The 22,024-nt window shown below is 55.5% G+C and carries 18 protein-coding genes; 5 read left to right on the top strand and 13 right to left on the bottom strand.

The genetic code is table 11. The features are described from left to right. The first annotated feature begins 25 nt into the window (after nucleotides 1-25). Both FOC35_RS07280 and FOC35_RS07275 read left to right on the top strand, forming a co-directional pair. Nucleotides 26-451, top strand: a complete 426-nt coding sequence (locus tag FOC35_RS07280; RefSeq protein ID WP_039899072.1) for a CidA/LrgA family protein — start codon at nucleotides 26-28, stop codon at nucleotides 449-451. Continuing rightward, nucleotides 444-1,133 carry an LrgB family protein gene (locus FOC35_RS07275; RefSeq protein WP_016517465.1) on the top strand — a complete coding sequence of 230 codons (690 nt, stop codon included), beginning with the start codon at nucleotides 444-446 and terminating at the stop codon, nucleotides 1,131-1,133. The genes FOC35_RS07280 and FOC35_RS07275 overlap by 8 nt, the downstream gene beginning before the upstream one ends. 37 nt (nucleotides 1,134-1,170) lie before the next feature. On the opposite strand, the gene actP is transcribed toward FOC35_RS07275, so the two are convergent. The 3 genes from actP to acs all read right to left on the bottom strand — a co-directional run bounded on the left by actP (nucleotide 1,171) and on the right by acs (nucleotide 5,163). Next, complete coding sequence (actP, locus tag FOC35_RS07270; protein WP_172568561.1) at nucleotides 1,171-2,820, bottom strand: cation/acetate symporter ActP; 1,650 nt, start codon at nucleotides 2,818-2,820, stop codon at nucleotides 1,171-1,173. Continuing rightward, nucleotides 2,817-3,131 (bottom strand): DUF485 domain-containing protein, encoded by a 315-nt coding sequence (locus tag FOC35_RS07265; RefSeq protein ID WP_172568560.1) that lies wholly within the window; start codon nucleotides 3,129-3,131, stop codon nucleotides 2,817-2,819. Before FOC35_RS07265 ends, actP begins: the two co-directional genes overlap by 4 nt. A gap of 73 nt (nucleotides 3,132-3,204) precedes the next feature. Next, a complete protein-coding gene (gene acs, locus FOC35_RS07260; protein WP_172568559.1) occupies nucleotides 3,205-5,163 on the bottom strand; it encodes an acetate--CoA ligase in 1,959 nt (652 codons plus the stop codon). Between the two features lie 425 nt (nucleotides 5,164-5,588). On the opposite strand from acs, the gene gltP reads away from it, so the two are divergent. Continuing rightward, entirely contained in the window at nucleotides 5,589-6,902 is a 1,314-nt protein-coding gene (gene gltP, locus FOC35_RS07255) for a glutamate/aspartate:proton symporter GltP (RefSeq protein WP_016517470.1), read from the top strand. A 60-nt stretch (nucleotides 6,903-6,962) separates the two neighbouring features. Here gltP and fdhF read toward each other — a convergent pair whose 3' ends face one another. Then, nucleotides 6,963-9,110: a formate dehydrogenase subunit alpha gene (fdhF, locus tag FOC35_RS07250; protein ID WP_083478377.1), complete on the bottom strand. Its 2,148-nt coding sequence runs from the start codon at nucleotides 9,108-9,110 to the stop codon at nucleotides 6,963-6,965. Nucleotides 9,111-9,402: 292 nt separating this feature from the next. Here fdhF and FOC35_RS07245 point away from each other — a divergent pair, with 292 nt between their 5' ends. Then, the gene (locus tag FOC35_RS07245) at nucleotides 9,403-10,137 is read left to right on the top strand and encodes a response regulator (protein ID WP_172568558.1); all 735 of its coding nucleotides are present in this window, start codon (nucleotides 9,403-9,405) and stop codon (nucleotides 10,135-10,137) included. 72 nt (nucleotides 10,138-10,209) lie between these two features. Here the strand turns inward: FOC35_RS07245 and FOC35_RS22935 are convergent, their stop codons facing one another. The 5 genes from FOC35_RS22935 to FOC35_RS07220 form a co-directional block, all read right to left on the bottom strand. Continuing rightward, on the bottom strand, nucleotides 10,210-10,362 hold the full coding sequence (locus FOC35_RS22935; RefSeq protein ID WP_071704069.1) for a Hok/Gef family protein: 153 nt from the start codon (nucleotides 10,360-10,362) through the stop codon (nucleotides 10,210-10,212). Between the two features lie 301 nt (nucleotides 10,363-10,663). After that, entirely contained in the window at nucleotides 10,664-11,347 is a 684-nt protein-coding gene (locus tag FOC35_RS07235; protein WP_172568557.1) for a D-lyxose/D-mannose family sugar isomerase, read from the bottom strand. 72 nt (nucleotides 11,348-11,419) lie between these two features. Beyond that, nucleotides 11,420-12,364 (bottom strand): ABC transporter substrate-binding protein, encoded by a 945-nt coding sequence (locus FOC35_RS07230; RefSeq protein WP_172568556.1) that lies wholly within the window; start codon nucleotides 12,362-12,364, stop codon nucleotides 11,420-11,422. A gap of 30 nt (nucleotides 12,365-12,394) precedes the next feature. After that, a complete protein-coding gene (locus tag FOC35_RS07225) occupies nucleotides 12,395-13,387 on the bottom strand; it encodes a ribose ABC transporter permease (RefSeq protein WP_016517477.1) in 993 nt (330 codons plus the stop codon). Next, nucleotides 13,380-14,903 carry a sugar ABC transporter ATP-binding protein gene (locus FOC35_RS07220; RefSeq protein WP_172568555.1) on the bottom strand — a complete coding sequence of 508 codons (1,524 nt, stop codon included), beginning with the start codon at nucleotides 14,901-14,903 and terminating at the stop codon, nucleotides 13,380-13,382. Before FOC35_RS07220 ends, FOC35_RS07225 begins: the two co-directional genes overlap by 8 nt. A gap of 327 nt (nucleotides 14,904-15,230) precedes the next feature. Here FOC35_RS07220 and FOC35_RS07215 point away from each other — a divergent pair, with 327 nt between their 5' ends. Next, nucleotides 15,231-17,813 carry an ATP-binding protein gene (locus FOC35_RS07215; protein WP_172568554.1) on the top strand — a complete coding sequence of 861 codons (2,583 nt, stop codon included), beginning with the start codon at nucleotides 15,231-15,233 and terminating at the stop codon, nucleotides 17,811-17,813. Here FOC35_RS07215 and alsK read toward each other — a convergent pair. The 4 genes from alsK to alsA all read right to left on the bottom strand — a co-directional run bounded on the left by alsK (nucleotide 17,746) and on the right by alsA (nucleotide 21,996). Next, the gene (gene alsK, locus FOC35_RS07210; protein WP_172568553.1) at nucleotides 17,746-18,690 is read right to left on the bottom strand and encodes an allose kinase; all 945 of its coding nucleotides are present in this window, start codon (nucleotides 18,688-18,690) and stop codon (nucleotides 17,746-17,748) included. The genes FOC35_RS07215 and alsK overlap by 68 nt on opposite strands. Then, nucleotides 18,674-19,369, bottom strand: a complete 696-nt coding sequence (gene alsE, locus FOC35_RS07205) for a D-allulose 6-phosphate 3-epimerase (protein ID WP_172568552.1) — start codon at nucleotides 19,367-19,369, stop codon at nucleotides 18,674-18,676. The genes alsK and alsE overlap by 17 nt, the downstream gene beginning before the upstream one ends. A gap of 135 nt (nucleotides 19,370-19,504) precedes the next feature. Continuing rightward, a complete protein-coding gene (gene alsC, locus FOC35_RS07200; RefSeq protein WP_172568551.1) occupies nucleotides 19,505-20,485 on the bottom strand; it encodes a D-allose ABC transporter permease in 981 nt (326 codons plus the stop codon). After that, nucleotides 20,464-21,996 (bottom strand): D-allose ABC transporter ATP-binding protein AlsA, encoded by a 1,533-nt coding sequence (gene alsA, locus FOC35_RS07195; protein WP_172568550.1) that lies wholly within the window; start codon nucleotides 21,994-21,996, stop codon nucleotides 20,464-20,466. Before alsA ends, alsC begins: the two co-directional genes overlap by 22 nt. Between the last annotated feature and the right edge of the window lie 28 nt (nucleotides 21,997-22,024).

Raw genomic sequence — 22,024 nt, 5'->3', positions numbered from 1 at the left:
TGGTATTTTTTGGAGAATGCATATCATGGCTCTGGCGTTAGGTCGTTTTACGCCTGCTGTAATTCATAGCCTGCGGGTTCCCGTCCAGGTCGCGCTGTACGCCGGGCTTTTTGTTTTTGCCGAACAGCTTGTGGCCTGGGGGCACTTGCCGCTTCCCGCCAACCTGGTTGGCATGCTGTTGTTACTGGCGTTGATTATTTTCCGCATCGTGCCGCTGAAATGGGTACGAGAAGGCTCAAAGTGGCTGCTGGCGGAAATGCTGCTGTTCTTTGTACCGGCGGTCGTCGCGGTAGTTAACTACGCCCAACTGCTTATGGTGGACGGCTGGCGCATCTTCGTGGTGATTGCGGTCAGCACGCTGCTGGTGCTCGGCAGCACGGCGTGGGTGGTGGAAAAAGTTTACCGCTTTGAACTGGCGCGCGAAGCCCGCAGGCAGACTAAACATGACTAATTTCCAGCTTAGCCTGCTGTGCCTGGCGGTGACGCTCATTTTCTATTTTGCCAACAAACGCCTTTACCGCCGTTTTCGCAAATTGCCGCTGATGCCGCTGGTTTTTACCCCGCTGCTGCTGGTGGCGATGCTGATTTTTGGGCATATCTCCTACAGCAATTATATGGGGGAGGCGCACTGGCTGCTGTGGCTGCTGGGGCCTGCCACTATCGCCTTCGCGGTGCCGGTCTATGACAACCTCAGGGTAATTAAACGCCACTGGATGTCGCTCACCGCAGGGGTGATGACCGCGATGGTTGTGGCGGTAACCAGCTCAATCTGGCTGGCGAGGCTGCTGACATTGCCGGACGACATTCAGCGCAGTCTTGCTGTGCGCTCTATTACCACGCCTTTTGCCCTGGCGGCGGCAAAACCCATTGGCGGAGAGCCAGAGCTGGTGGCGCTGTTTGTGGTCATCACCGGCGTGTTTGGCATGGCGGTGGGAGACGTACTGTTTTTGCGCTTGTCGATTCGGGAAGGGATTGCTAAAGGTGCCGGGTTTGGCGCGGCCTCTCACGGGGCGGGAACCGCACGCTCTTACGAGCTTGGCCCTCAGGAAGGGGTGATTGCCAGCCTGGTGATGATGCTTTCCGGCGTGGTGACGGTGCTGGTTGCGCCGCTCGTTAGCCTGCTGATGTTTTAACCTACCGGGGCGAGTTGCCCCGGTAAGCGCTTACTTACTAATGGGCACGGCCCTGATCGATGCCGATGCCGGTCTGGGAACGAATAAACTGCGCACGGAATTTCTCGCGCTCAAGCTTACCTGCCGCCGTATTGTCGGTGATTGAGAACAGCCAGATCCCGACGAAGGCCACCAGAATAGAGAACAGAGCCGGGTATTCATACGGGAACAGCGCTTTCTCATGGCCTAGTATTTGCACCCAAATCGTCGGGCCGAGGATCATCAGCACCACCGCGGTCAGAAGACCCAGCCAGCCGCCCACCATCGCGCCGCGCGTGGTCAGCTTCGACCAGTACATCGACAGCAGGATAATCGGGAAGTTACAGCTTGCGGCAATCGAGAATGCCAGCCCGACCATAAAGGCAATATTCTGATTTTCAAACAAAATCCCCAGCAGAATGGCGACCACGCCGAGCACCAGCACGGTAATTTTCGACACCTTCAGCTCGTCGCGCTCTGAAGCACCTTTGCGGAACACATTGGCGTAAAGATCGTGAGAAACCGCAGAAGCACCGGCAAGCGTCAGACCCGCAACGACCGCCAGAATAGTGGCGAAGGCAACGGCAGAAATAAAGCCGAGGAACAGATTGCCGCCAACCGCATCGGCGAGGTGAACCGCCGCCATATTGTTACCGCCAATCAGCGCGCCAGCGGCGTCTTTGAACGCCGGGTTTGCGCCCACTAACATAATGGCGCCAAAACCGATAATAAAGGTCAGGATGTAGAAGTAACCCATAAAACCGGTGGCATAAAACACGCTTTTACGCGCTTCACGAGCGTCGCTCACGGTAAAGAAGCGCATCAGGATATGCGGCAAACCGGCGGTGCCGAACATCAGGCCAAGGCCAAGAGACAGGGCGGATATCGGGTCTTTCACCAGCCCGCCGGGGCTCATGATGGCCGCACCTTTAGGGTGAACCGCCATGGCTTCGTTGAACAGGTTATTAAAGCTAAAGCCGACATGCTTCATCACCATAAAGGCCATAAAACTTGCGCCGAACAGCAGCAGCACCGCCTTGATAATCTGTACCCATGTGGTGGCCAGCATGCCGCCGAACAGGACATACATCACCATCAGGACGCCAACCAGCACTACCGCAATGTGGTAGTTGAGGCCGAACAGCAACTGAATGAGCTTACCGGCGCCGACCATCTGGGCAATGAGATAAAGCGCCACGACCACCAGCGAACCACAGGCGGAAAGCGTGCGGATAGGCCCCTGTTTGAGGCGGTACGAGGCAACATCGGCGAAGGTATAGCGGCCGAGGTTGCGCAGGCGTTCGGCAATCAAAAACAGAATAATGGGCCAGCCGACCAGGAAACCAAGCGAGTAAATCAGCCCGTCGTAGCCGGAGGTATAAACCAGCGCCGAAATCCCGAGGAACGAGGCCGCAGACATAAAGTCGCCGGCAATCGCCAGCCCGTTCTGGAAGCCGGTGATATTCCCGCCAGCGGTGTAATAATCGCTGCGAGAGCGAACGCGTTTAGAAGCCCAGTAGGTAATGTACAGCGTGAAAGCGACGAATATCAGGAACATGATAATCGCCTGCCAGTTAGTTGGCTGGCGCTGAACGGCACCGGTTATGGCGTCGGCGGCTAAAGCGCCGGTGGGCAGCAGGGCGGTAGAAACCGCAAGTAAACGTTTCATTTAACCCCCGCTTCGCGCAGCACTTCTTTGTTCAGGCGGTCAAATTCGCCGTTAGCGCGCCAGACGTAAATACCGGTGAGCAGGAAAGAGATGACGATAACGCCTATCCCGATAGGGATGCCGCGCGTCACGCTGGTGCCCGGATGCAAGGGCGTACCGAGCCACGCTGGCGCAAAAGCGATCAGCAGAATAAAACCAACGTAAATCAATAACATAATCAGTGACAGAATGGCGGCAAACCGTTGCCTTTTAGTGACCAGCTCCCTGAAATGCGCACTGCTTTCTATCCGCTGATAAATGGTGTCATTCATCACAGAGTCTCCAGAGGTAAGGTAGGTAATTATTATTCCCTCTCCCTGAGCGGGAGAGGGTTAGGGTGGGGAGTTATGAAGGCATGGTTAAAGCCTGTTTTTCTTCCAGCAGTTTCTCTACCACGCCAGGGTCGGCGAGGGTTGAGGTGTCTCCCAAGTTGCTGGTATCGCCGGAGGCAATTTTGCGCAGAATGCGGCGCATTATCTTGCCGGAGCGGGTTTTTGGCAGCGAGTCGGTCCAGTGCAGTACGTCCGGCGTGGCAAGCGGGCCAATCTCTTTGCGAACCCAGTTGCGTACTTCGGTATACAGCTCCGGTGTAGGCTCTTCGCCGTGGTTCAGCGTGACGTAGGCGTAAATCGCCTGGCCTTTAATGTTATGCGGGATGCCGACAACGGCGGCTTCGGCAATTTTAGGGTGCGAAACCAGGGCAGATTCGATTTCCGCAGTGCCGAGGCGGTGGCCGGAAACGTTGAGCACGTCATCCACGCGGCCGGTTATCCAGTAATAACCGTCTTCGTCGCGGCGTGCGCCATCTCCGCTGAAATACATATTTTTGAAGGTGGAGAAGTAGGTCTGCTCGAAGCGCTCATGATCGCCAAACAGCGTGCGGGCCTGGCCCGGCCAGGAGTCGGTAATCGCCAGGTTGCCTTCGGTCGCGCCAGTCAGCGGGTTGCCTTCGTTGTCCACCAGCGCAGGTTGAACACCAAAGAACGGCTGGGTTGCTGAACCGGCTTTCAGCTCGGTCGCGCCCGGCAGCGGGGTAATCATGAAGCCGCCGGTTTCCGTCTGCCACCAGGTGTCCATCACCGGGCATTTTTCATTGCCGATGTGCTTCCAGTACCACTCCCAGGCTTCCGGGTTAATCGGCTCGCCTACCGAGCCAAGAATGCGCAGGGAGGAACGGTCAGTGCCTTCGGTTGCTTTATCGCCCTCGGCCATCAGGGCACGGATAGCCGTTGGCGCGGTGTAGAGAATATTCACTTTGTGCTTGTCTACCACCTGGGCCATGCGGTTTGGCTTCGGCCAGTTTGGCACGCCTTCAAACATCAGCGTAATTGCGCCGCAGGCCAGCGGGCCATAAAGCAGGTAGCTGTGGCCGGTGACCCAGCCGACGTCGGCGGTACACCAGTAAACATCGCCCGGATGGTAGTCAAAAACGTATTTGAAGGTGGTTGCGGCGTAAACCAGATAGCCGCCGGTGGTGTGCAGTACGCCTTTTGGTTTACCGGTGGAGCCGGAGGTGTAGAGAATGAACAGCGGATCTTCGGCATTCATCTCTACCGGCTGATGCTGGTCGCTGGCGTTGGCGACCAGGTCGCTCCACCACAGGTCGCGATCCTGGTGCCAGTCAATTTTGCCGCCGGTACGTTTCAGGACCACAACGTGCTCAACGGTTTTGACGTTTGGATTTTTCAGCGCGTCGTCGACGTTCTTTTTCAGCGGGATGGAACGCCCCGCGCGAACACCTTCGTCGGCGGTGATAACCAGCTTCGAGCTTGAGTCGATAATACGCCCGGCAACCGCTTCAGGTGAGAAACCGCCGAAGATAACGGAATGCACCGCACCAATACGCGCGCAGGCCAGCATCGCTACGGCTGCCTCAGGCACCATTGGCATGTAGATAGCAACGACGTCACCCTTTTTAATCCCCAGGTCTACCAGAGTGTTGGCAAAACGGCAGACATCGCGATGTAGTTCGCGATAGGTGATGTTTTTACTCTGAGTTGCGTCATCACCTTCCCAGATAATTGCAGTTTGATCGCCTCGTTCTTCCAGGTGCCTGTCGAGGCAGTTCGCCGCTAAATTGAGCGAACCATCCTCATACCACTTGATAGAGATGTTTCCCGGCGCGAAAGAGGTGTTTTTCACCTTTTTGTAGGGCTTTATCCAGTCGAGGATTTTACCCTGCTGGCCCCAGAATTCATCAGGCTCCTGTATCGACTGCTGATACAGCGTTTTGTACTGCTCCGGATTTATCAGGCAACGGTCCGCAATGTTTGCGGGAATAGCATGTTTGTGTACTTGGCTCATGGCTTTTTTTCTCCTTTAGGATGTTAATAATATGTCACACAAACGTTAATTGTAGGGGTATTGGCAGCTTTGTTTACTTTTTGGGCGGCAGATCACGCATTAAAATTATTGCGTAAAAAATGTTCAAACGGATGAATCGTAAGAAATAATTGCTTTTGATGATTATTGCGAAAATTGATAGTAAAACTTTTTCCATAACAATAGGTTATGGTGATAAGCTCGATGAAAATCCTATTTGTGTAAAGAATGTGAGTGTATAGCTCTGAAAATGAATGGTTGCATAGCATGCTATCGGGATGATACTGATACCGAGCTTTAAAAAACCCCACGTAACACCTGACGTTTGTCATACCCCCTTTCAGTTTGTGACGTTCTCCTTGGTCAACAGCATGGGAATGGCGCTTTTTTGAGGAACTGTAGTCGTTATGAAAAACTTTAAAATCAGCCTGGCCTGGCAAATTTTGCTCGCGCTGGTGTTGGGCATTATTCTAGGAAGTTTTCTTCATTATCAAAGTGATAGCCGAGAGTGGCTGGTTGCTAACCTGCTGTCACCGGCGGGTGATATCTTCATTCACCTGATCAAAATGATCGTCGTGCCGATTGTTATTTCTACCCTGGTGGTCGGTATCGCAGGCGTTGGCGACGCAAAACAGCTTGGCCGAATTGGGGCGAAGACCATCATTTATTTCGAAGTGATCACGACGGTTGCCATCATTCTGGGCATTACGCTTGCGAATGTGTTCCAGCCGGGTCACGGCATTGATATGTCGCAGCTTGCTACCGTGGATATTTCGAAATACCAGAGCACCGCCCAGGATGTTCAAAGCCATGCTCACGGCCTGATGGGCACCATTTTGTCTCTGGTGCCGACCAATATCATCGCCTCGATGGCGAAGGGTGAAATGCTGCCGATAATCTTCTTCTCGGTGCTGTTTGGTCTGGGGCTGTCATCGCTACCGGCGACCCACCGCGAGCCGCTGGTTACCGTATTCCGCTCTATTTCCGAAACCATGTTTAAAGTCACGCATATGGTAATGCGCTATGCGCCGGTCGGCGTTTTTGCGCTGATTTCCGTTACCGTGGCGAACTTTGGGTTCGCTTCGCTCTGGCCTCTGCTGAAGCTGGTGGTGCTGGTTTATGTCGCCATTATCTTCTTCGCGTTTGTGATACTGGGTGCGGTGGCGCGTCTCTGCGGGCTGAAAATTACTATCCTGATGCGCATTCTGAAGGATGAGTTGATTCTGGCTTACTCAACCGCCAGCTCGGAAAGCGTACTGCCTCGCATTATTGAGAAGATGGAAGCCTATGGCGCTCCGGCGTCGATAACGAGTTTTGTGGTGCCAACCGGCTATTCGTTTAACCTCGACGGCTCAACGCTTTATCAGAGCATCGCGGCTATCTTTATCGCCCAGCTGTACGGCATTGAACTGTCGCTGTGGCAGGAGATAATCCTGGTGCTGACGCTGATGGTGACTTCGAAAGGGATTGCTGGCGTACCGGGCGTTTCTTTTGTCGTGCTGCTGGCAACGCTTGGGAGCGTAGGTATTCCGCTGGAAGGGCTGGCGTTTATTGCCGGTGTTGACCGAATTCTCGACATGGCGCGTACCGCGCTGAACGTGGTCGGGAATGCGCTGGCGGTGCTGGTTATTGCTAAATGGGAACACAAGTTCGACAGTAAAAAAGCCCGGGCCTATGAGCGCGAGCTTTTTGGTAAGTTTGACAGTAAAGCGAGCAGTTAAGTAAAGCCCCTCACTCCGGCCCTCTCCCCTATGGGGAGAGGGTTAGGGTGAGGGGATGTATTATCCCCTCGCGCTCTCGCGCAGACGGGCCTTCAGTTTGCTGTACTCATCTATCACGTACTGCTCGGCGGCCTGCTGATCTGCAATCGGCTCAACGCGCACGGCGCAGTACTTGTACTCCGGCGTTTTGGTTATCGGGCTAAGGTTTTCCGCCACCAGTTCGTTACAGGCGCCAATCCACCATTGATAGGTCATATAAACGGCCCCTTTATTAGGGCGTTCACTGACCTCTGCGCGGGTGATAACCCGACCTTTGCGCGAACTCACCCACACCAGCGCCTGATCCTCAATGCCCAGTCTTGCGGCATCTTCAGCGTGGATTTGGGCGTATCCTGGTTCGTCGGCCAGCGCCGCCAGAGCCGCACAGTTGCCGGTCATCGAACGGCAGGAGTAGTGGCCGACTTCGCGCACCGTAGAGAGTACCATCGGATATTCTTCGCTAACGCGATCGATAGGCGGAGCCCAGTCGCAGGTGAAGAACTGGCCCAGGCCGTTAGGGCGCTCGAATTTGCTCTCATACAGATAAGAGGTTCCCTGATCCGCTTCGGACGTATCGCGGCACGGCCACTGGATGTAGCCCAGTTCGCCCATTTTCTCGTAGGTTGCGCCGTAGAAGTCCGGGCACAGGTGGCGCAGCTCATCCCAGATTTCCTGGGTGTTGCTATAGCTCATTGGGTAGCCCATACGGGTAGCGATTTCGCTGATAATCTGCCAGTCCGTTTTCAGATCCCACTTCGGTTCAACCGCTTTGAAGAAGCGCTGGAAGCCGCGGTCGGCTGCGGTGAACACGCCTTCATGCTCGCCCCATGAGGTTGACGGTAAAATAACGTCGGCCTCGGAGGCTGTTTTAGTCATGAAGATATCCTGCACAATCACCAGTTCCATGTCGGCAAAAGCCTGGCGCACGGCGGAAAGCTCGGCGTCCGTTTGCAGCGGATCTTCGCCCATAATATAGGCGGCGCGAACTTCGCCGTGGGCGACCCTATGCGGCATCTCGCTGATGCGGTAACCGTTCTGTTCCGGCAGAGCGTCCACTCCCCAGGCGGCGGCAAATTTGCTGCGCGTTTCCGGGTCTCTGACGTACTGGTTGCCGGGGTACATGTCCGGCAGTGCGCCCATGTCGCATGCGCCCTGAACGTTGTTCTGGCCGCGAACCGGGTTAACGCCAACGTTAGGCTTGCCGAGGTTACCGGTCATTAATGCCAGGCTTGTCAGCGAGCGGACGGTTTCCACGCCCTGGTAGAACTGGGTTACGCCCATGCCCCAAAGGATGGTGGCCGTTTTAGCTTTGGCGTACATACGCGCGGCGGCGCGAATGTCTGCGGCGCTGATGCCGGTTATCTCTTCTACCGACTCAGGCGTATAGCCTTCGACGATTTTGCAATACTCATCAAAACCTTCGGTACGTGAAGCGATAAAGGCGCTGTCGTAGAGTTTCTCTTCAATAATGACGTGGCCCATCGCGTTGAGCAGCGCAATATTAGAGCCGTTCCGCAAGCGTAAATGCATATCGGCGATGCGCGAAGTTTCGATTTTTCGCGGATCGACAACGATAATCTGTGCCCCTTTCTGCTTCGCCTTAATCACACGATTGGCGACGATAGGGTGTGAAACTGCCGGGTTATACCCGAATACAAAGACTAAATCCGTATCCTCAATCTCGACGATTGAGTTACTCATCGCGCCATTTCCGACCGACTGGTGCAGACCTGCAACCGAAGGGCCGTGTCAGACACGCGCGCAGCAATCGACGTTATTGGTTCCAATAACGGCGCGCGCAAATTTTTGCATTACATAGTTGGTTTCATTCCCGGTGCCGCGTGACGAACCGGTCGTCTGGATGGCATTTGGGCCGTATTTTGCTTTGATAGCGCTCAGGCGTGAGCTGACGTAATCCAGGGCTTCATCCCAGGAAACGGCTTCCAGCTTGCCGCCGCGCTCGCGGCGAATCATAGGTGTTTTAAGGCGCGGAGTAAGAATTTTGGTGTCAGTGATAAAATCCCAACCGTAATAGCCTTTCAGGCACAGATCTCCCCGGTTAGTTTTTCCCTGAGCGCCTTCCGCCCTGACGATTTTGCCGTTATCCACCACCAGGTTTATTTTGCAACCCGAGGCGCAATAGGGGCAAACCGTGACGACTTTTTCCATCATGTTGCTCCAGTCAGTGCTGTAATTTGAGTACGACGACGGGAACGCCGTCGCATCCGTGCACCTCTGAATGCATTATCTATGCCACAACAAGTAAAGGGCTATTGGGCGGCTGTTTCGGGGCCGATGGGTTAAAAATATGACGAAAGCAGGCTCGTCGTCAGAAATGACGTGTCGAAGCCCCCGGCATTTGTGACAGTGATAGAAATTTCCACACGCGTTTGTGTTATTTATCCGGCGCGCAATCAACAATCGCTCACACTTAGAAGAACGCTCACCTCCGGAGAAAATAATGAAACCTGCAATCCTGGTGGTGGATGACGATACGGCCATCTGCGACGTACTGCGCGACGTGCTCAATGAGCACGTTTTTGATGTGCTGGTGTGCCACACCGGAAATGAGGCCGTGGAAACCGTTGCCGGGCAGCCTGCCATCGCGCTTATCCTGCTGGATATGATGCTGCCGGACACCAACGGCCTACTGGTGCTCCAGCAGGTACAAAAACTGCGTCCGGCGTTGCCGGTCGTGATGCTTACCGGTATGGGAAGCGAGTCGGATGTGGTGGTAGGGCTGGAAATGGGCGCGGACGACTACATCGCAAAACCGTTTAATGCCCGCGTAGTGGTTGCCCGAGTGAAAGCTGTACTCAGGCGCAGCGGGGCGCTGGCGCTGGAAAGCAGCGGCGCTAAAACCAGCGGCCTGCAATTTAACGGCTGGCGGCTGGACACCGGGCGCTGCCAGCTAATGAACGCTCAACAGCAGCAGGTTGATCTCACCCAGGGCGAATATGGACTGCTGCTGTCGCTGGTGCAGAACGCCCGCAAGGTACTTTCCAGGGAAAGGCTGCTTGAGCTAACCCATAGCGAAAGCCTTGAGGTGTTCGACCGAACCATTGATGTGCTGATTATGCGGCTGCGGCGCAAAATAGAGGTGAATCCTCACCAGCCCACGTTAATCCGCACAATACGCGGAGTCGGATATGTTTTTGCCGCTGATATTATTCATACAGAAAATAACTTAGCGTAATAAGATGGGTGCTTAAGGCGTTCCCGTATTCCCGGCAGGTCGGGCGGAGAAAATAACTCCGCCCGGTTAGTCTTACCGAATAGAGCAGGCAAGCTTGGCTATTATTTCCTGGTTGTCGTTTTTCATTTTCACTTCGCAAAGATCGCTACGTGATAATAAAGTTAGCGCTATTAACGTTATACAAATAATTAACAGGCAGCCGAAAACCAGTTCTCTGTGCTTCATGCCTTTTACTCCTTGCTTTGCAGCGGGTAAGAGGCTAACCTCAACTTGCTGGGTTGAGGGGTAGCCTCGGGTTAACGAAAGTTGCCCGGGGCTTTCTTTTATTCCCTCACTGATATTACTTTGCTCAGGACCGAAAGCCCTAAGCACCCACCTGCTAGTTTACTGTTATTCTTATTTAAATTGCAGATGTAATTTGTTTTGGCGAAATTACATTTTTATGAAACATAACTCGCAAAAAATAATTAATAGATAATTTAAATTAATCCCTTTACCTGTTTCACTCACGACTTATTTAATTTTGTTAAATAAAGTGGCGATATTCATTGCAGAGTAATATTTCCGGCAGCTGATCTTCGCTAAGTGAATTAAAGCGTTCGAGAGGCTCCAGAAAGCGGTTGTCGTGCTCGTCGTCGTTAACCATCGAAACCTCGCCGACCAGCACATCACCGTAGCCTGCCTCGCCCCAGAAACTGTGGTAAATCCCCGGCAACAGGCTGATGCTTTCCCCCGGAGACAAGCGGAGCTGGCTGCCTGCGGCGTGCGTCTGACGGCAACCGTCAATCACTACTTTGATGTCCGACTCTTCGGGTTGTTCAAATGGGTCAGAATTCCACAGTTCGACGATAAGATTCCCGCCGCCTCGGTTGATGATGTCTTCCTGCTTACACCAGTGGAAATGCATCGGCGTAAGCTGATTCTCACGGACGTGCATCACCTTTTCGGCGTAGGGTTTGGCATAAGGCGATCCTTCAGGCGAGCCGTTTCGCAGGGTAAAGAGTGTAAGTCCCATGGTGAGAAAGTCGCTGCCGCCGAAGGCGGTGATGTCCCAGCCCAGTTTCAGGTCGAAAACTTCCTGCCAGCAGAGAGGGTCGAGCTGTTGCCACTTTTGCGGCGTGAAGCTGGCAAACGGAGGAAGCTGAATGTCATGGCGCGCAAAAAATTGGCGAGTTTGATTAAGAAACTGATTAACCTCGGAGCGTTTCATCTGGCCTCCCTTTGATATGGCCCTCACCGCAAGCCAGGAAGGGTTACGGTGAGGGCAGGGGTAAGGGGAAAATTATTTCACCGTCCATCCTTTGTAAGTGCCGATGTTATTCTTATCAATCATCGTCACCGGGATCAGCACCGGGCCTTTCGGCGCGGGTTTGCCCTGCAGAATGTCGTAACCAATCTCTACTGCTTTCGCCGCCATCACCTGTGGATCCTGAGCCGGTGTGGCAACAAAAAGCGAGCCGCCGCCGCGTTTCAGCGCTTCTTCGCCGTCCGGGCTGCCGTCCACGCCGACGATGAAGAATTCATTACGCTGCGCCTGCTTAGCTGCCAGATCGGCACCGATCGCCGTCGGATCGTTAATCGCAAATACGCCGTCGATCTTCGGATTCGCCGCCAGCAGAGAAGTCATCACTTCGAGGCCGCCTTCACGGCTGCCCTTAGCGTTCTGGTTGGAGGAGAGGATCTTAATGTCCGGGTGTTTTTTGAACTCGGTTTCACAGCCTTCAACGCGGTTTTGCACGGCGGAAACTGGCGGCCCGTTGATGATGACTACGTTGCCTTTGTCTTTCAGGCGGTCGGCTATGTATTTACAGGCCATTTGCCCCGCCTGGGTGTTATCCGAGGTGATCGTCGCGTCGGCACCGTCTGCCGCTACGTCAACCGCCACAACCACGATCCCGGCTTCTTTCGCCCGCTTCACTGCCGGGCCGATGCCTTTAGAATCGGCGGCGTTCAGGATAATCATGTCCACCTTCGCGGCGATAAAGTTATCGATCTGCGCCACCTGCTGACCAAGATCGTAGCCGCTGGACACCAGCGTCACTTTCACGTTATCGCCCGCCAGTTTTCGGGCTTCCAGCTCGGCACCTTTGGTTATCTGCACGAAGAACGGGTTGGCCAGATCGCCCACCGTCACGCCGATCGACTTTAACTCTTTCGCCTGAGCGAACGGTGCGCCAGCGATCATCGCACCAGCCAGTAACGCGGTAACTATCGGTTTCAAACGCATGCTGTTTTCCTCACTCGTAGGGTTTTGTTGTTATGCACTTTGATGGTGACGGGTACGGTATTTATCGATCAGCACCGCTATGATGATCACCGCCCCTTTGATCACCAATTGCCAGAAGTAGGAGACGCCCATCAGCGTCATACCGTTATTGAGAGTGGCGATAATCAGCGCCCCCACCAGCGTGCCGGTGATGGTGCCAATGCCGCCCACAAAGCTGGTGCCGCCGAGGATAACCGCGGCAATCGCGTCCAACTCATAACCCATACCGAGGTTGCCGTTGGCACTATAGAGGCGCGAGGCGCTCATCACGCCGCCGAGTCCCGACAGCAGCCCGCTCATGCCGTAAACAAACAGCAGCACCAGCCAGACCTTGATGCCGGTCAGGCGGGCCGCCTGCATATTGCCGCCCACCGCGTAAATATGAACCCCGAGCGTGGTGCGGCGCAGAATAAACCAGCACACCGCAATAACCAGCAAGGCGATGACCACCAGCCACGGGATCGGGCCAAGATAGGCGTTGCCGATCCACTCGAAGTTAATATTGGAGTTGATAACCGTTGTGCCGTCCGCCAGCAGGTAAGCGGCGCCCCGCAGCGCGGTATAGGTGCCCAGCGTGACGATGAACGGCGGCAGCCCGGCCCAGGCCACCAGCATGCCGTTAAACAGGCCAAGCCCGGTTCCCATCAGCAGCGCGGCCGGAATAGAAAGCCCTTCCCAGCCCGGCATCAGCGAAACCACCATCGCGGTGACCGCCGTGGTGCCCAGAATCGACCCCACGGAAAGGTCGATGCCGCCGGTGAGAATAATGAACGTCATCCCTGCGGCCAGCACGATATTGATTGACGACTGTCGGGCGATATTGAGCAGGTTAGACTCGGTAAAGAAGTTTGGCGCGATAAACCCAAAAACGGCGATGATAAGCACCAGAATCGGCAAAATACCGACGGTTTGTAGCAAATCGCCAAACAGCGCCTTCTTCAGCGAGGCGGACTTAGCCGCAGGTTGGGTGCCTGAATTAGTCATGATGAACCTCTTTCTTATGGGCCTCGGTCACGCCGGTAGCCAGCGTCATAATATTTTCCTGAGTAATGTCGTGGCGCAGCAGCTCCCCGGCGATGCTGCCTTCCCGCATGACGTATACCCGGTCGCTCATGCCGACCACTTCGGGCAGCTCGCTGGAAATCATCAGAATGGCAACGCCCTGGCGTGCCAGCTGGTTCATGATGCGATAAATCTCGCTTTTGGCGCCGACGTCAACGCCGCGCGTTGGCTCATCGAGGATCAGAATACGCGGGCCGATGGCGACCCAGCGCGAAATCAATAGCTTCTGCTGGTTCCCGCCGGAAAGGCCGCCGGCCCTTACCTGAGCATGCGGCACGCGGATGTTGAGCAGGCTGATGGCGTCGTCGGAAATGGTTTGTGCTTTTTTACGGTCGAGCATGCCGAAGTGCGCGTCGCGCTCCAGCGTTGCCATGGTGATGTTGTCCTGCGCGGCGAGTTCGAGGAACAGCCCTTGCTCTTTACGGTTTTCGGTCAAAAAACCGATGCCGTGGCGAATCGCCTCGCGTGGAGAGTGAAGGTTGACCGGTTCGCCGTCGATCTCAATCGATCCGCCCGTTGCTTTGCGTACCCCAAAGATCAGCTGCGCCAGCTCCGAACGGCCTGCGCCGACCAGCCCCGCCAGTCCGACGATTTCCCCCGAGCGTACATGCAGGCTGACGGGCTGGACTTTCCCGTTGTCCGTCAGGTGATGGACGTTAAGGCGCGGGCTGCCAAGCGGAATATTGTGTTCTTTATTAAACAAGTCGCTAAGCGGGCGGCCAACCATCATGCGCACCAGCTCGCTGGCGTTGAGATTTTCACGCGTCAGGCTGCCGACATATTGCCCGTCGCGCAGCACGCTCACCCGGTCAGACAGTTCGTAGATTTCGGCCATGCGGTGGCTGATATAGATAATCGCCATGCCCTCATCGCGCAGCCGCAAAATAAGCTCAAACAGGCGGTGCGTTTCCCGTGAAGAGAGCGCAGCGGTGGGCTCATCCATCACCAGAATGCGGCTGTTGCGGTGCAGCGCACGGGCGATTTCGACCTGCTGCTGTTCGGCAATGGTCAGCTTCATTACCAGGTCGCTGGCTTTGAACTGTGCGCCAAGGCGGTCGATAACCGCCTGAGCCTGGATCAGCATCTCTTTACGCTGCACCAGCCCGCCTCGCGCCAGCTCGCTGCCGAGGAAAATGTTCTGTGCAACGGTCAGATTTGGGGCCAGCTGCATCTCCTGGTAGATAAGGGTGATACCGGCCTTCAGCGCGTCTTTTGGGCCTTTGATGGCATAGGGCTGGCCGTCAATCAGCACCTCGCCGCTGGTGGCGATATAGGCCCCGGCGAGGATTTTCATCAGAGTGCTTTTTCCTGCGCCGTTCTCGCCCATCAGAGCGTGGATTTCGCCGGGAAAGACCGTTAAGTCGACGCCTTTTAGCGCATAAAATTTGCCGAAAGATTTGGCAATATTGCGCATTTCCAGAATGGGGACTCTGCTCATAGCGCGCCGCCTGTTGTGATTATCGGGAGTTGCCAGTCAACCACACGCCGGTAAACACAAAATGTCAGCGGCCGTTCATAATTGTCATAGAGTTGAATAGTTAACCTGGATCACATTACCGGTGCGGGAATATTTATCAAAATCCGTGCAATGCTTAACTGGAGTGAATGCTTGACCCTCACCCCGGCCCTCTCCCTGAAAGGGAGAGGGGGAAAAGCGGCGCGCTAATCTTTCTCCACTTCGCCAGGGGAGAGGCAACCTCTTTTTTCCCCTCTCCCCTGGGGGAGAGGGTTAGGGTGAGGGGGCATAAACAACCACGGAGCCTCTATGACCCAACCCCGCACCGCCTTTTTCGCCAGCGCTCGTGGCCGCCTGCTGTTTTTCAATTTGCTGGTGGTAGCGGTGACGCTAATGGTATGTGCGATGGCGGTTCTCGGCTTTGAGCACGCCAGCCGTATTCAGGAGCAGGTGCAGGGGCAAACGCTGAGCGATATGTCGGGCAGCATGGAGCTGGCGCGTGATACGGCAAACGTGGCGACGGCGGCGGTACGGCTGTCTCAGGTTGTGGGCGCGCTGGAATACCAAAGCGAGGCCGCAAGCCTGAAGCAAACCCAGCTGGCGCTGCAAAACTCGCTTTCTCATTTAGCCAACGCACCGCTTGCCGCCCGCGAGCCGCAGCTGGTTAGCCGCATTATCGAACGCAGCAACGAGCTGGAAAGCAGCGTCACCAATATGCTGGTGATGGGCCATCGCCGCCATTTGCAGCGCAACCTGCTGCTGAGTGCGCTGTATCAAAACCAGAGCTATCTTGAGCATCTTCAGGAGATTAACGAGCGTGAAGGGCTGAATGTACCCGATGCCGACCTGCTGAAACAGATGGATCGCCTGCTGCTGGTAGCGATTCAATCTTCATCCCCGAGGCCCGCCGTGCGGCAGCTCAGCGAGGTCATGCGGCAACTGCCCGAGCAGGCGTCGTACCCGCTGGCGGACAAAATTCTTCAGCAGTTCAGCGCCGGTCTGCGCGAGCTGCCGCCGCTTTCGGCCCAGCTTGAGGAGAGCGACTTAGGCATCGCCTGGCATATGTACCACATCAAGGCGCTGGTGGCGTTTCTAAATCAGGACATCAACCTGTACGTGCAAAAAGTCGGGGAGGAGTCGCAGCAGCGCAGCCAGCAGAGCCATAAAGATTTGCAGTCTATTATCGCCTTTATCGGCCTGTTTGCCCTGCTGGCGCTGGTGATAACCGGGTTTGCAGGCTGGTATATCTACCGCAACCTTGGTTCTAACTTAACGGCGATTTCCCAGGCCATGACGCGCCTGGCAAAGGGCGAGAAAGAGGTGAGCGTGCCCGCCCAGCAGCGCCGCGACGAGCTTGGCGAGTTGGCCAGAGCGTTTAACGTTTTTGCCCGCAACACGGCTTCGCTGGAGCACACATCCCGGCTGTTAAAAGAGAAAAGCACCCTGCTGGAAACCACGTTCCATGCCATGCGTGACGGTTTTGCCTTGTTCGACAGCGAGGGTTTTTTGGTGGTCTGGAATCAGCAATATCCGCTGCTGCTGGGGCTTGAACCCCACCGGCTACAGCGTGGGCAGCACTATCTTGGCTTGCTCAAACAGGTGAGGCCGCTTCAGGAGCATATTCTGGGGAATCTCTCGCGGCCGCTGCCAAAACCGCAGGAGTTAAGGCTGGAGGATGATCGTACCATTGAGCTACGCTTCAGCCCGGTTCCAGGGCGGGGTATGGTCAATGTGGTGCTTGAGCGCAGCGAACGCAAAGCGCTGGAAGAGGCGCTGGTTCATAGCCAAAAAATGAAGGCCGTGGGGCAGCTTACCGGCGGGCTGGCGCACGATTTTAATAACCTGCTGGCGGTCATTATCGGCAGCCTGGAGCTGACCGCTACCGATTCACCTGATGCGGTGCGCATTTCACGGGCGCTCAAAGCCGCCGAGCGTGGCGCGCAGCTCACCCAAAGGTTGCTGGCCTTCTCCCGCAAACAGTCGCTTCACCCGCGAGCAGTGGCGATGAAAAGCCTGCTAGATAATCTTGACCCGTTGATGCGTCACTCGCTGCCCTCTCAGTTAACGCTAACGATTGAAGCCCAGCAGCCCGCCTGGCCCGCGTGGATAGACGTTAACCAGCTGGAAAACGCGATTATTAATCTGGTGATGAACGCCCGAGATGCGATGGAAGGGCGCAGCGGCGAAATTAAAATTCGCACCTGGAACCAGCGTGTGGTGCGGGGAGAAGGGCGCAAGCAGGACATGGTTGTGCTGGAGGTCGCAGACAGCGGCCACGGCATGACCGCGGAGGTAAAGGCTCAGGTATTTGAACCGTTCTTTACCACCAAGCAAACCGGGAGCGGAAGCGGGCTGGGGCTGTCGATGGTTTACGGCTTCGTGCGTCAGTCCGGCGGGCGGGTGCAAATAGATAGCGAACCGGGCAAAGGCACACAGGTTCGGCTGCAACTGCCGCGTGCGCCTTCTCTTGAGCTGGCGGAAGCGTTGCCCGCGCCGGGCAGGCTGGACGATATTTCCGACCAACTTGTGATGGTGCTGGAAGACGAGCCCGACGTGCGCCAGACCCTCTGCGAGCAGCTGCACCAGCTCGGCTACCTGACGCTGGAAGCGGGCGATAGCCAGCAGGCGCTGCGGCTGATGGCCGAAGTGCCGGACATCAGTATTGTTATCAGCGATTTAATGTTGCCCGGCGAGCTTAGCGGGGCCGATGTGCTCCACTCGGCCCGCGTCGCTCATCCCCATCTGAGCCTGTTGTTGATAAGCGGCCAGGATCTACGGCGCAGCGAGAAGCGGCTGCCCGACGTGGAACTCTTGCGTAAGCCCTTTACCCGAGCGCAGCTTGCTGAGGCGCTACATAAAGCGCGGGCAGGAAGCAGGAGCGGGCAAGCGTAGCCGCGCCCTGAGCGCCGTTAAACGACGACGATGAAGCATCAATAAAACACACGGAGTCGTGAGGCAGCGGGCGGCGCAAATGTTGTTTGATTTGTGCGACCAGCGCTTCGCGAGGGAAAGCGGGCATATCCATTACGCCGCCGCCGAGGATAACCGCGTCCGGGTCAAACAAGTTGACGCTGGTGGCGATAGCGCGTGCGGCGTGAGCCAGCAGGGCAATGACAAAAGGCTCCTGCTGCGCGTGGTTAAACAGCTCGCCAATTTCATAGCTGCGCGGGCTGGCATCGTACCAGCGCTTAAGCGCAATCCCGGAGCAAACCGTCTCCAGGCAACCTGCATTACCGCAGCCGCAGGTTAACTGCATATCGCCCTGCGGAATATGCCCCAGCTCCCCGGCCACGCCGTGCGCTCCGGTCCAGGGCGCGCCGTTAAGCCAGATGGCAAAACCCATGCCGGTGCCGAGATAAGCGCCAAGTACCTGCTGGTGCTGAAGGCCATTCTGCGCGACGTCAAACGAGAGCTGCAGGTTCACATCACGTGAAAATTCAACCGGACAGCCGAGGGCATCCTCAAGCTTACCGGCCAGCTCACCAAGTTCTGCGGGGCTAAGCGGCAGGTTGGGCGTGGAAATAATCGTGCGCCTGTCTTTGCCAACCAGCGCCGGAAACCCCATCACCATTCCCCGGCAGCGGGCGTTCAGCCTGTCGAGCTGAGCCCCCAACAGTTTAGCTATTCCGCACACCACGCCGCCCGCGATCACTTCTGCGGTACGCAGCTTTTCGCAGTGCAGCACCTCTCCGGCTTCATCTTGCAGGCAGAGCCGGATATGGGTGGCGCCCATATCCACTCCGGCCACCACGTTAAGCGGTTTTGGCATGGGGCATAACCTCGTTTTTGGCCGCCAGGATCTGCTCGCTCATCACCTGCCAGGCCTCGTCGATATCCCGGGCGTGGTTAAACAGCCCGGAGGTACCAACGATAAACACATCTGCCCCGGCGGCCATGAGTCGTTCATAGGTTGCCGCGTTGCAGGAGCCGTCAATCTCAATCTCGTAGCTCAGCCCTTCGCGCTCGCGCCAGGCCTTTAGCTCGGCCACCTTTTCCAGCATTTCAGGGATAAACGGCTGGCCGGCAAATCCTGGATCAACGGTCATCACCGTCACCTTGTCTGCCTTATGAATATAATATTTCATCGCCTCGACAGGGGTTTCCGGGTTCAAAATAAGGCCGACTTTCATGCCGTGGCGGCGGATCTCTTCGATCAGGCGGAAGGCCTGGCCGTTAATGGTTTCCGGGTGCAGGGTAATAATGTCCGCCCCGGCCTGCGCCAGCTGGCTGATGTAATCCTGCGGGCGGGTCACCATTAAATGGCAGTCAAGCGGCTTGCTGGCAAGCTTCTTAACCTGGCCGACGAAGAACGGTGACAGCGTCAGGTTGGGGACAAAATGGCCGTCCATAATGTCGATGTGGAAGTAGTCCGCGTGCTGGTCAATAAAAGCGATCTGTTCCTGGAATTTCGCCAGATCCATGCACATCAAAGAGGGGGAAATTTTCACTATAAGCTCCTGTAATTCTATGGATTTCGGACGACAGAAAGGCGGCCAGCCTGCGAGTCCCCAGGAGCATAGCTAACTATGTGACTGGGGTGAGCTGATGCAGCCAACGCATCTGCCGTTCGAAAGACGACGAATTTACTTGCTGATTAACCGATCCAGGGCCACCGCGGCGATGATCAGCCCCCCCATCACCACCAGCTGGTAATAGGTTTGTACCTGGAGAATATTGAGGCCGTTGTTGATGGTGCCGATGATCAGGCCTCCTATCACCACCGAGAAGATGCGCCCTTTGCCGCCGAAGAAACTGGTGCCGCCGATGATGGCGCTGGCGATGGCATAGGTTTCAAAGCCCATCCCCGCCAGCGGCTCGGCCGCACCGAGGCGTGCCGTCGACACCACGCCAGCCAGTCCGGCGCAGATGCCGGAGATGATAAACACCACCAGCATGTGAAACTTCACGTCGATGCCGGAGTAGAAGGCCGAGTTTTTATTGCCGCCGAGAGCGTAAATATTGCGGCCAAGACGTGTTCGGGTGGTCAGGAACCAGAGAATGGCCGCGACTATCAAAGAGAAAATAACCGGCACCGGAATGCCCAGCGGCGTGGCGGCAAAGAAGTTCACGAAGCCAAACGAGAAGCCATAAACCGAGTTGGCATCAGAGATAACCAGCGTAATACCGCGGAAGATGGCGTTGGTGCCGAGCGTGATGATGAACGGATGCAGGCCGGTCCAGTTCACCAGGCAGCCGTTAATCGCCCCCAAAAGCCCGCCAACCAGTACGCCGCCGATTAATGCGGCCAGGAATGGGTCAACGCCCGCCAGCATCAGTTTGGCCGTCACCATGCCGGACAGCGCCAGAATCGCGCCCACCGACAGATCAATACCCGCCACTAAAATCGCAAAAAACTCGCCCATGCCAATCAGCACCGTGACCGAGCTTTGCACGAAGATGGCGCTGATATTGCTGGCCGTCAGGAAATATTCCGCCGACAGCGTGCCGAAGATACTGACGATGATCGCAAGGATGAAAAAGGTGCCGTACTTGTCCCAGAACTGCACGAAATTAAACGGCTTTTTCTCGCTTTCGTCGCGCTTCATTCTTGTGGTAATGCCCATGCCATAATCTCCTCTTCGCTGATATCGTCGCGATTGCTCAGGATTTGCGTCAGTCGCCCTTCGCAGAACACGGCAATGCGGTCGCAGACGGCGATAATTTCGGGAAGTTCGGATGACACCATCAGGATGACTTTTCCGTCATCGGCCAGCTGGCGCATCACTTTGTAAATTTCAGCCTTGGCGCCCACGTCGATGCCGCGCGTTGGCTCATCGAAAATGAGAACCTCCGGGTTGCAGCACAACCACTTGGAAATCAGCACCTTCTGCTGGTTACCGCCGGAAAGTTCGGTGATATTTTGATCTACGCTGTGGCACTTCAGCGCCAGCAGCAGCCGCTGTGCTTCGGCGGTTTTACGCTCCTCGGCTTCTCTGAATAGCCCCATCGCGCCTTTGTAGCCGCCGTGCTTGAGGCTGCGGCTGATAGCCATATTTTGGGCTATCGAAAAGTTGGCGAAGAAACCGTTGTCGCGGCGGCTTTCGGTGATGTAGCCCATGCCTTTTTTCAGCGCATCCATCGGCGAGCGGGGCGAAATATTGTTGCCGTTAAGCAGAATTTCCCCGGATGAGCGTTTATCCACGCCAAACAGGCAGTCCATCAGCTCGGTACGCCCGGAGCCGACCAGCCCCGAGAAGCCCAGGATTTCGCCCCGGTTGACGCTGAATGAAATGTCTTTCACCTTTTTACGGTCGCGGCTGGTGACGTTTTTCACCTCAAACACCGTGTCGCGCTCAACGTTTCCGGCGCTTTCTTTTATGGCGTTGAAGCGGTTTTGCAGCTCGCGTCCCACCATCAGGCGTACGATATCGTCGTTGGAAACGTCGCTGACCATGCCGCTGCACACGCTGCTGCCGTCTTTCATTACCGTGTAGCGGTCGCAGATGCGGCGGATCTCTGCCAGCTTGTGGGAGATATAAACAATCGCCGCTCCCTCTTTACGCAGCTGATTCATTATCAGGAAGAGATAATCCACCTCTTTATTGGTTAAAGAAGAAGTGGGCTCATCCATAATAATGACTTTGGCATCAAGCATTAAGGTCTTGGCTATTTCCAGCATCTGCTTATGGCTTATGGATAAATTTGCTACCTTTTCATCAAGGCTGACTTTTAACCCCACGCGCAATAACATCATTGCGGCGCGAATACGCATTTCATTCCAGTCCACAACATTGATGCCAAAAACTTTTTTGGTCGCGTGGCGGCCAATATAAAGATTCTCCAGCACGGTTAATTCATCAATAACGCTGAGTTCCTGATAAATAATGCCAATGCCGAGTTTTGCTGCCAGCTTATGGTCGAGTTTATCGTAATTAACTTCATTAATAACAATAGTGCCTTTGCTCGGCTCATGAATACCCGACAGGACTTTCATTAAGGTTGATTTACCTGCACCATTTTCCCCGAGTAAAGCATGGATCTCGCCGGGGAATATTGTTAAATCAACCGATTTTAATGCGTGAACCGGACCAAAGGATTTGCCGATCCCCGCCATTGCAATGTATGGCGTGACCATGACGAGCCTCAATCATTTTTAGCGAAGG

Origin of the sequence: Cedecea sp. FDAARGOS_727 (genome assembly GCF_012273235.1) — a bacterium.
Lineage (GTDB): Bacteria > Pseudomonadota > Gammaproteobacteria > Enterobacterales > Enterobacteriaceae > Cedecea > Cedecea davisae.
This window is presented reverse-complemented; position numbering and strand designations above follow the sequence as displayed.

Coding starts and splice junctions, on each gene's coding strand:
- FOC35_RS07280 (WP_039899072.1), top strand. CDS start 26: ATGGCTCTGGCGTTAGGTCGTTTTACGCCTGCTGTAATTCATAGCCTG.
- FOC35_RS07275 (WP_016517465.1), top strand. CDS start 444: ATGACTAATTTCCAGCTTAGCCTGCTGTGCCTGGCGGTGACGCTCATT.
- alsK (WP_172568553.1), bottom strand. CDS start 18,690: ATGCCAAAACCGCTTAACGTGGTGGCCGGAGTGGATATGGGCGCCACC.
- actP (WP_172568561.1), bottom strand. CDS start 2,820: ATGAAACGTTTACTTGCGGTTTCTACCGCCCTGCTGCCCACCGGCGCT.
- FOC35_RS07225 (WP_016517477.1), bottom strand. CDS start 13,387: ATGACTAATTCAGGCACCCAACCTGCGGCTAAGTCCGCCTCGCTGAAG.
- FOC35_RS07235 (WP_172568557.1), bottom strand. CDS start 11,347: ATGAAACGCTCCGAGGTTAATCAGTTTCTTAATCAAACTCGCCAATTT.
- acs (WP_172568559.1), bottom strand. CDS start 5,163: ATGAGCCAAGTACACAAACATGCTATTCCCGCAAACATTGCGGACCGT.
- gltP (WP_016517470.1), top strand. CDS start 5,589: ATGAAAAACTTTAAAATCAGCCTGGCCTGGCAAATTTTGCTCGCGCTG.
- FOC35_RS07215 (WP_172568554.1), top strand. CDS start 15,231: ATGACCCAACCCCGCACCGCCTTTTTCGCCAGCGCTCGTGGCCGCCTG.
- alsC (WP_172568551.1), bottom strand. CDS start 20,485: ATGGGCATTACCACAAGAATGAAGCGCGACGAAAGCGAGAAAAAGCCG.
- FOC35_RS22935 (WP_071704069.1), bottom strand. CDS start 10,362: ATGAAGCACAGAGAACTGGTTTTCGGCTGCCTGTTAATTATTTGTATA.
- FOC35_RS07265 (WP_172568560.1), bottom strand. CDS start 3,131: ATGAATGACACCATTTATCAGCGGATAGAAAGCAGTGCGCATTTCAGG.
- alsA (WP_172568550.1), bottom strand. CDS start 21,996: ATGGTCACGCCATACATTGCAATGGCGGGGATCGGCAAATCCTTTGGT.
- FOC35_RS07230 (WP_172568556.1), bottom strand. CDS start 12,364: ATGCGTTTGAAACCGATAGTTACCGCGTTACTGGCTGGTGCGATGATC.
- FOC35_RS07220 (WP_172568555.1), bottom strand. CDS start 14,903: ATGAGCAGAGTCCCCATTCTGGAAATGCGCAATATTGCCAAATCTTTC.
- FOC35_RS07245 (WP_172568558.1), top strand. CDS start 9,403: ATGAAACCTGCAATCCTGGTGGTGGATGACGATACGGCCATCTGCGAC.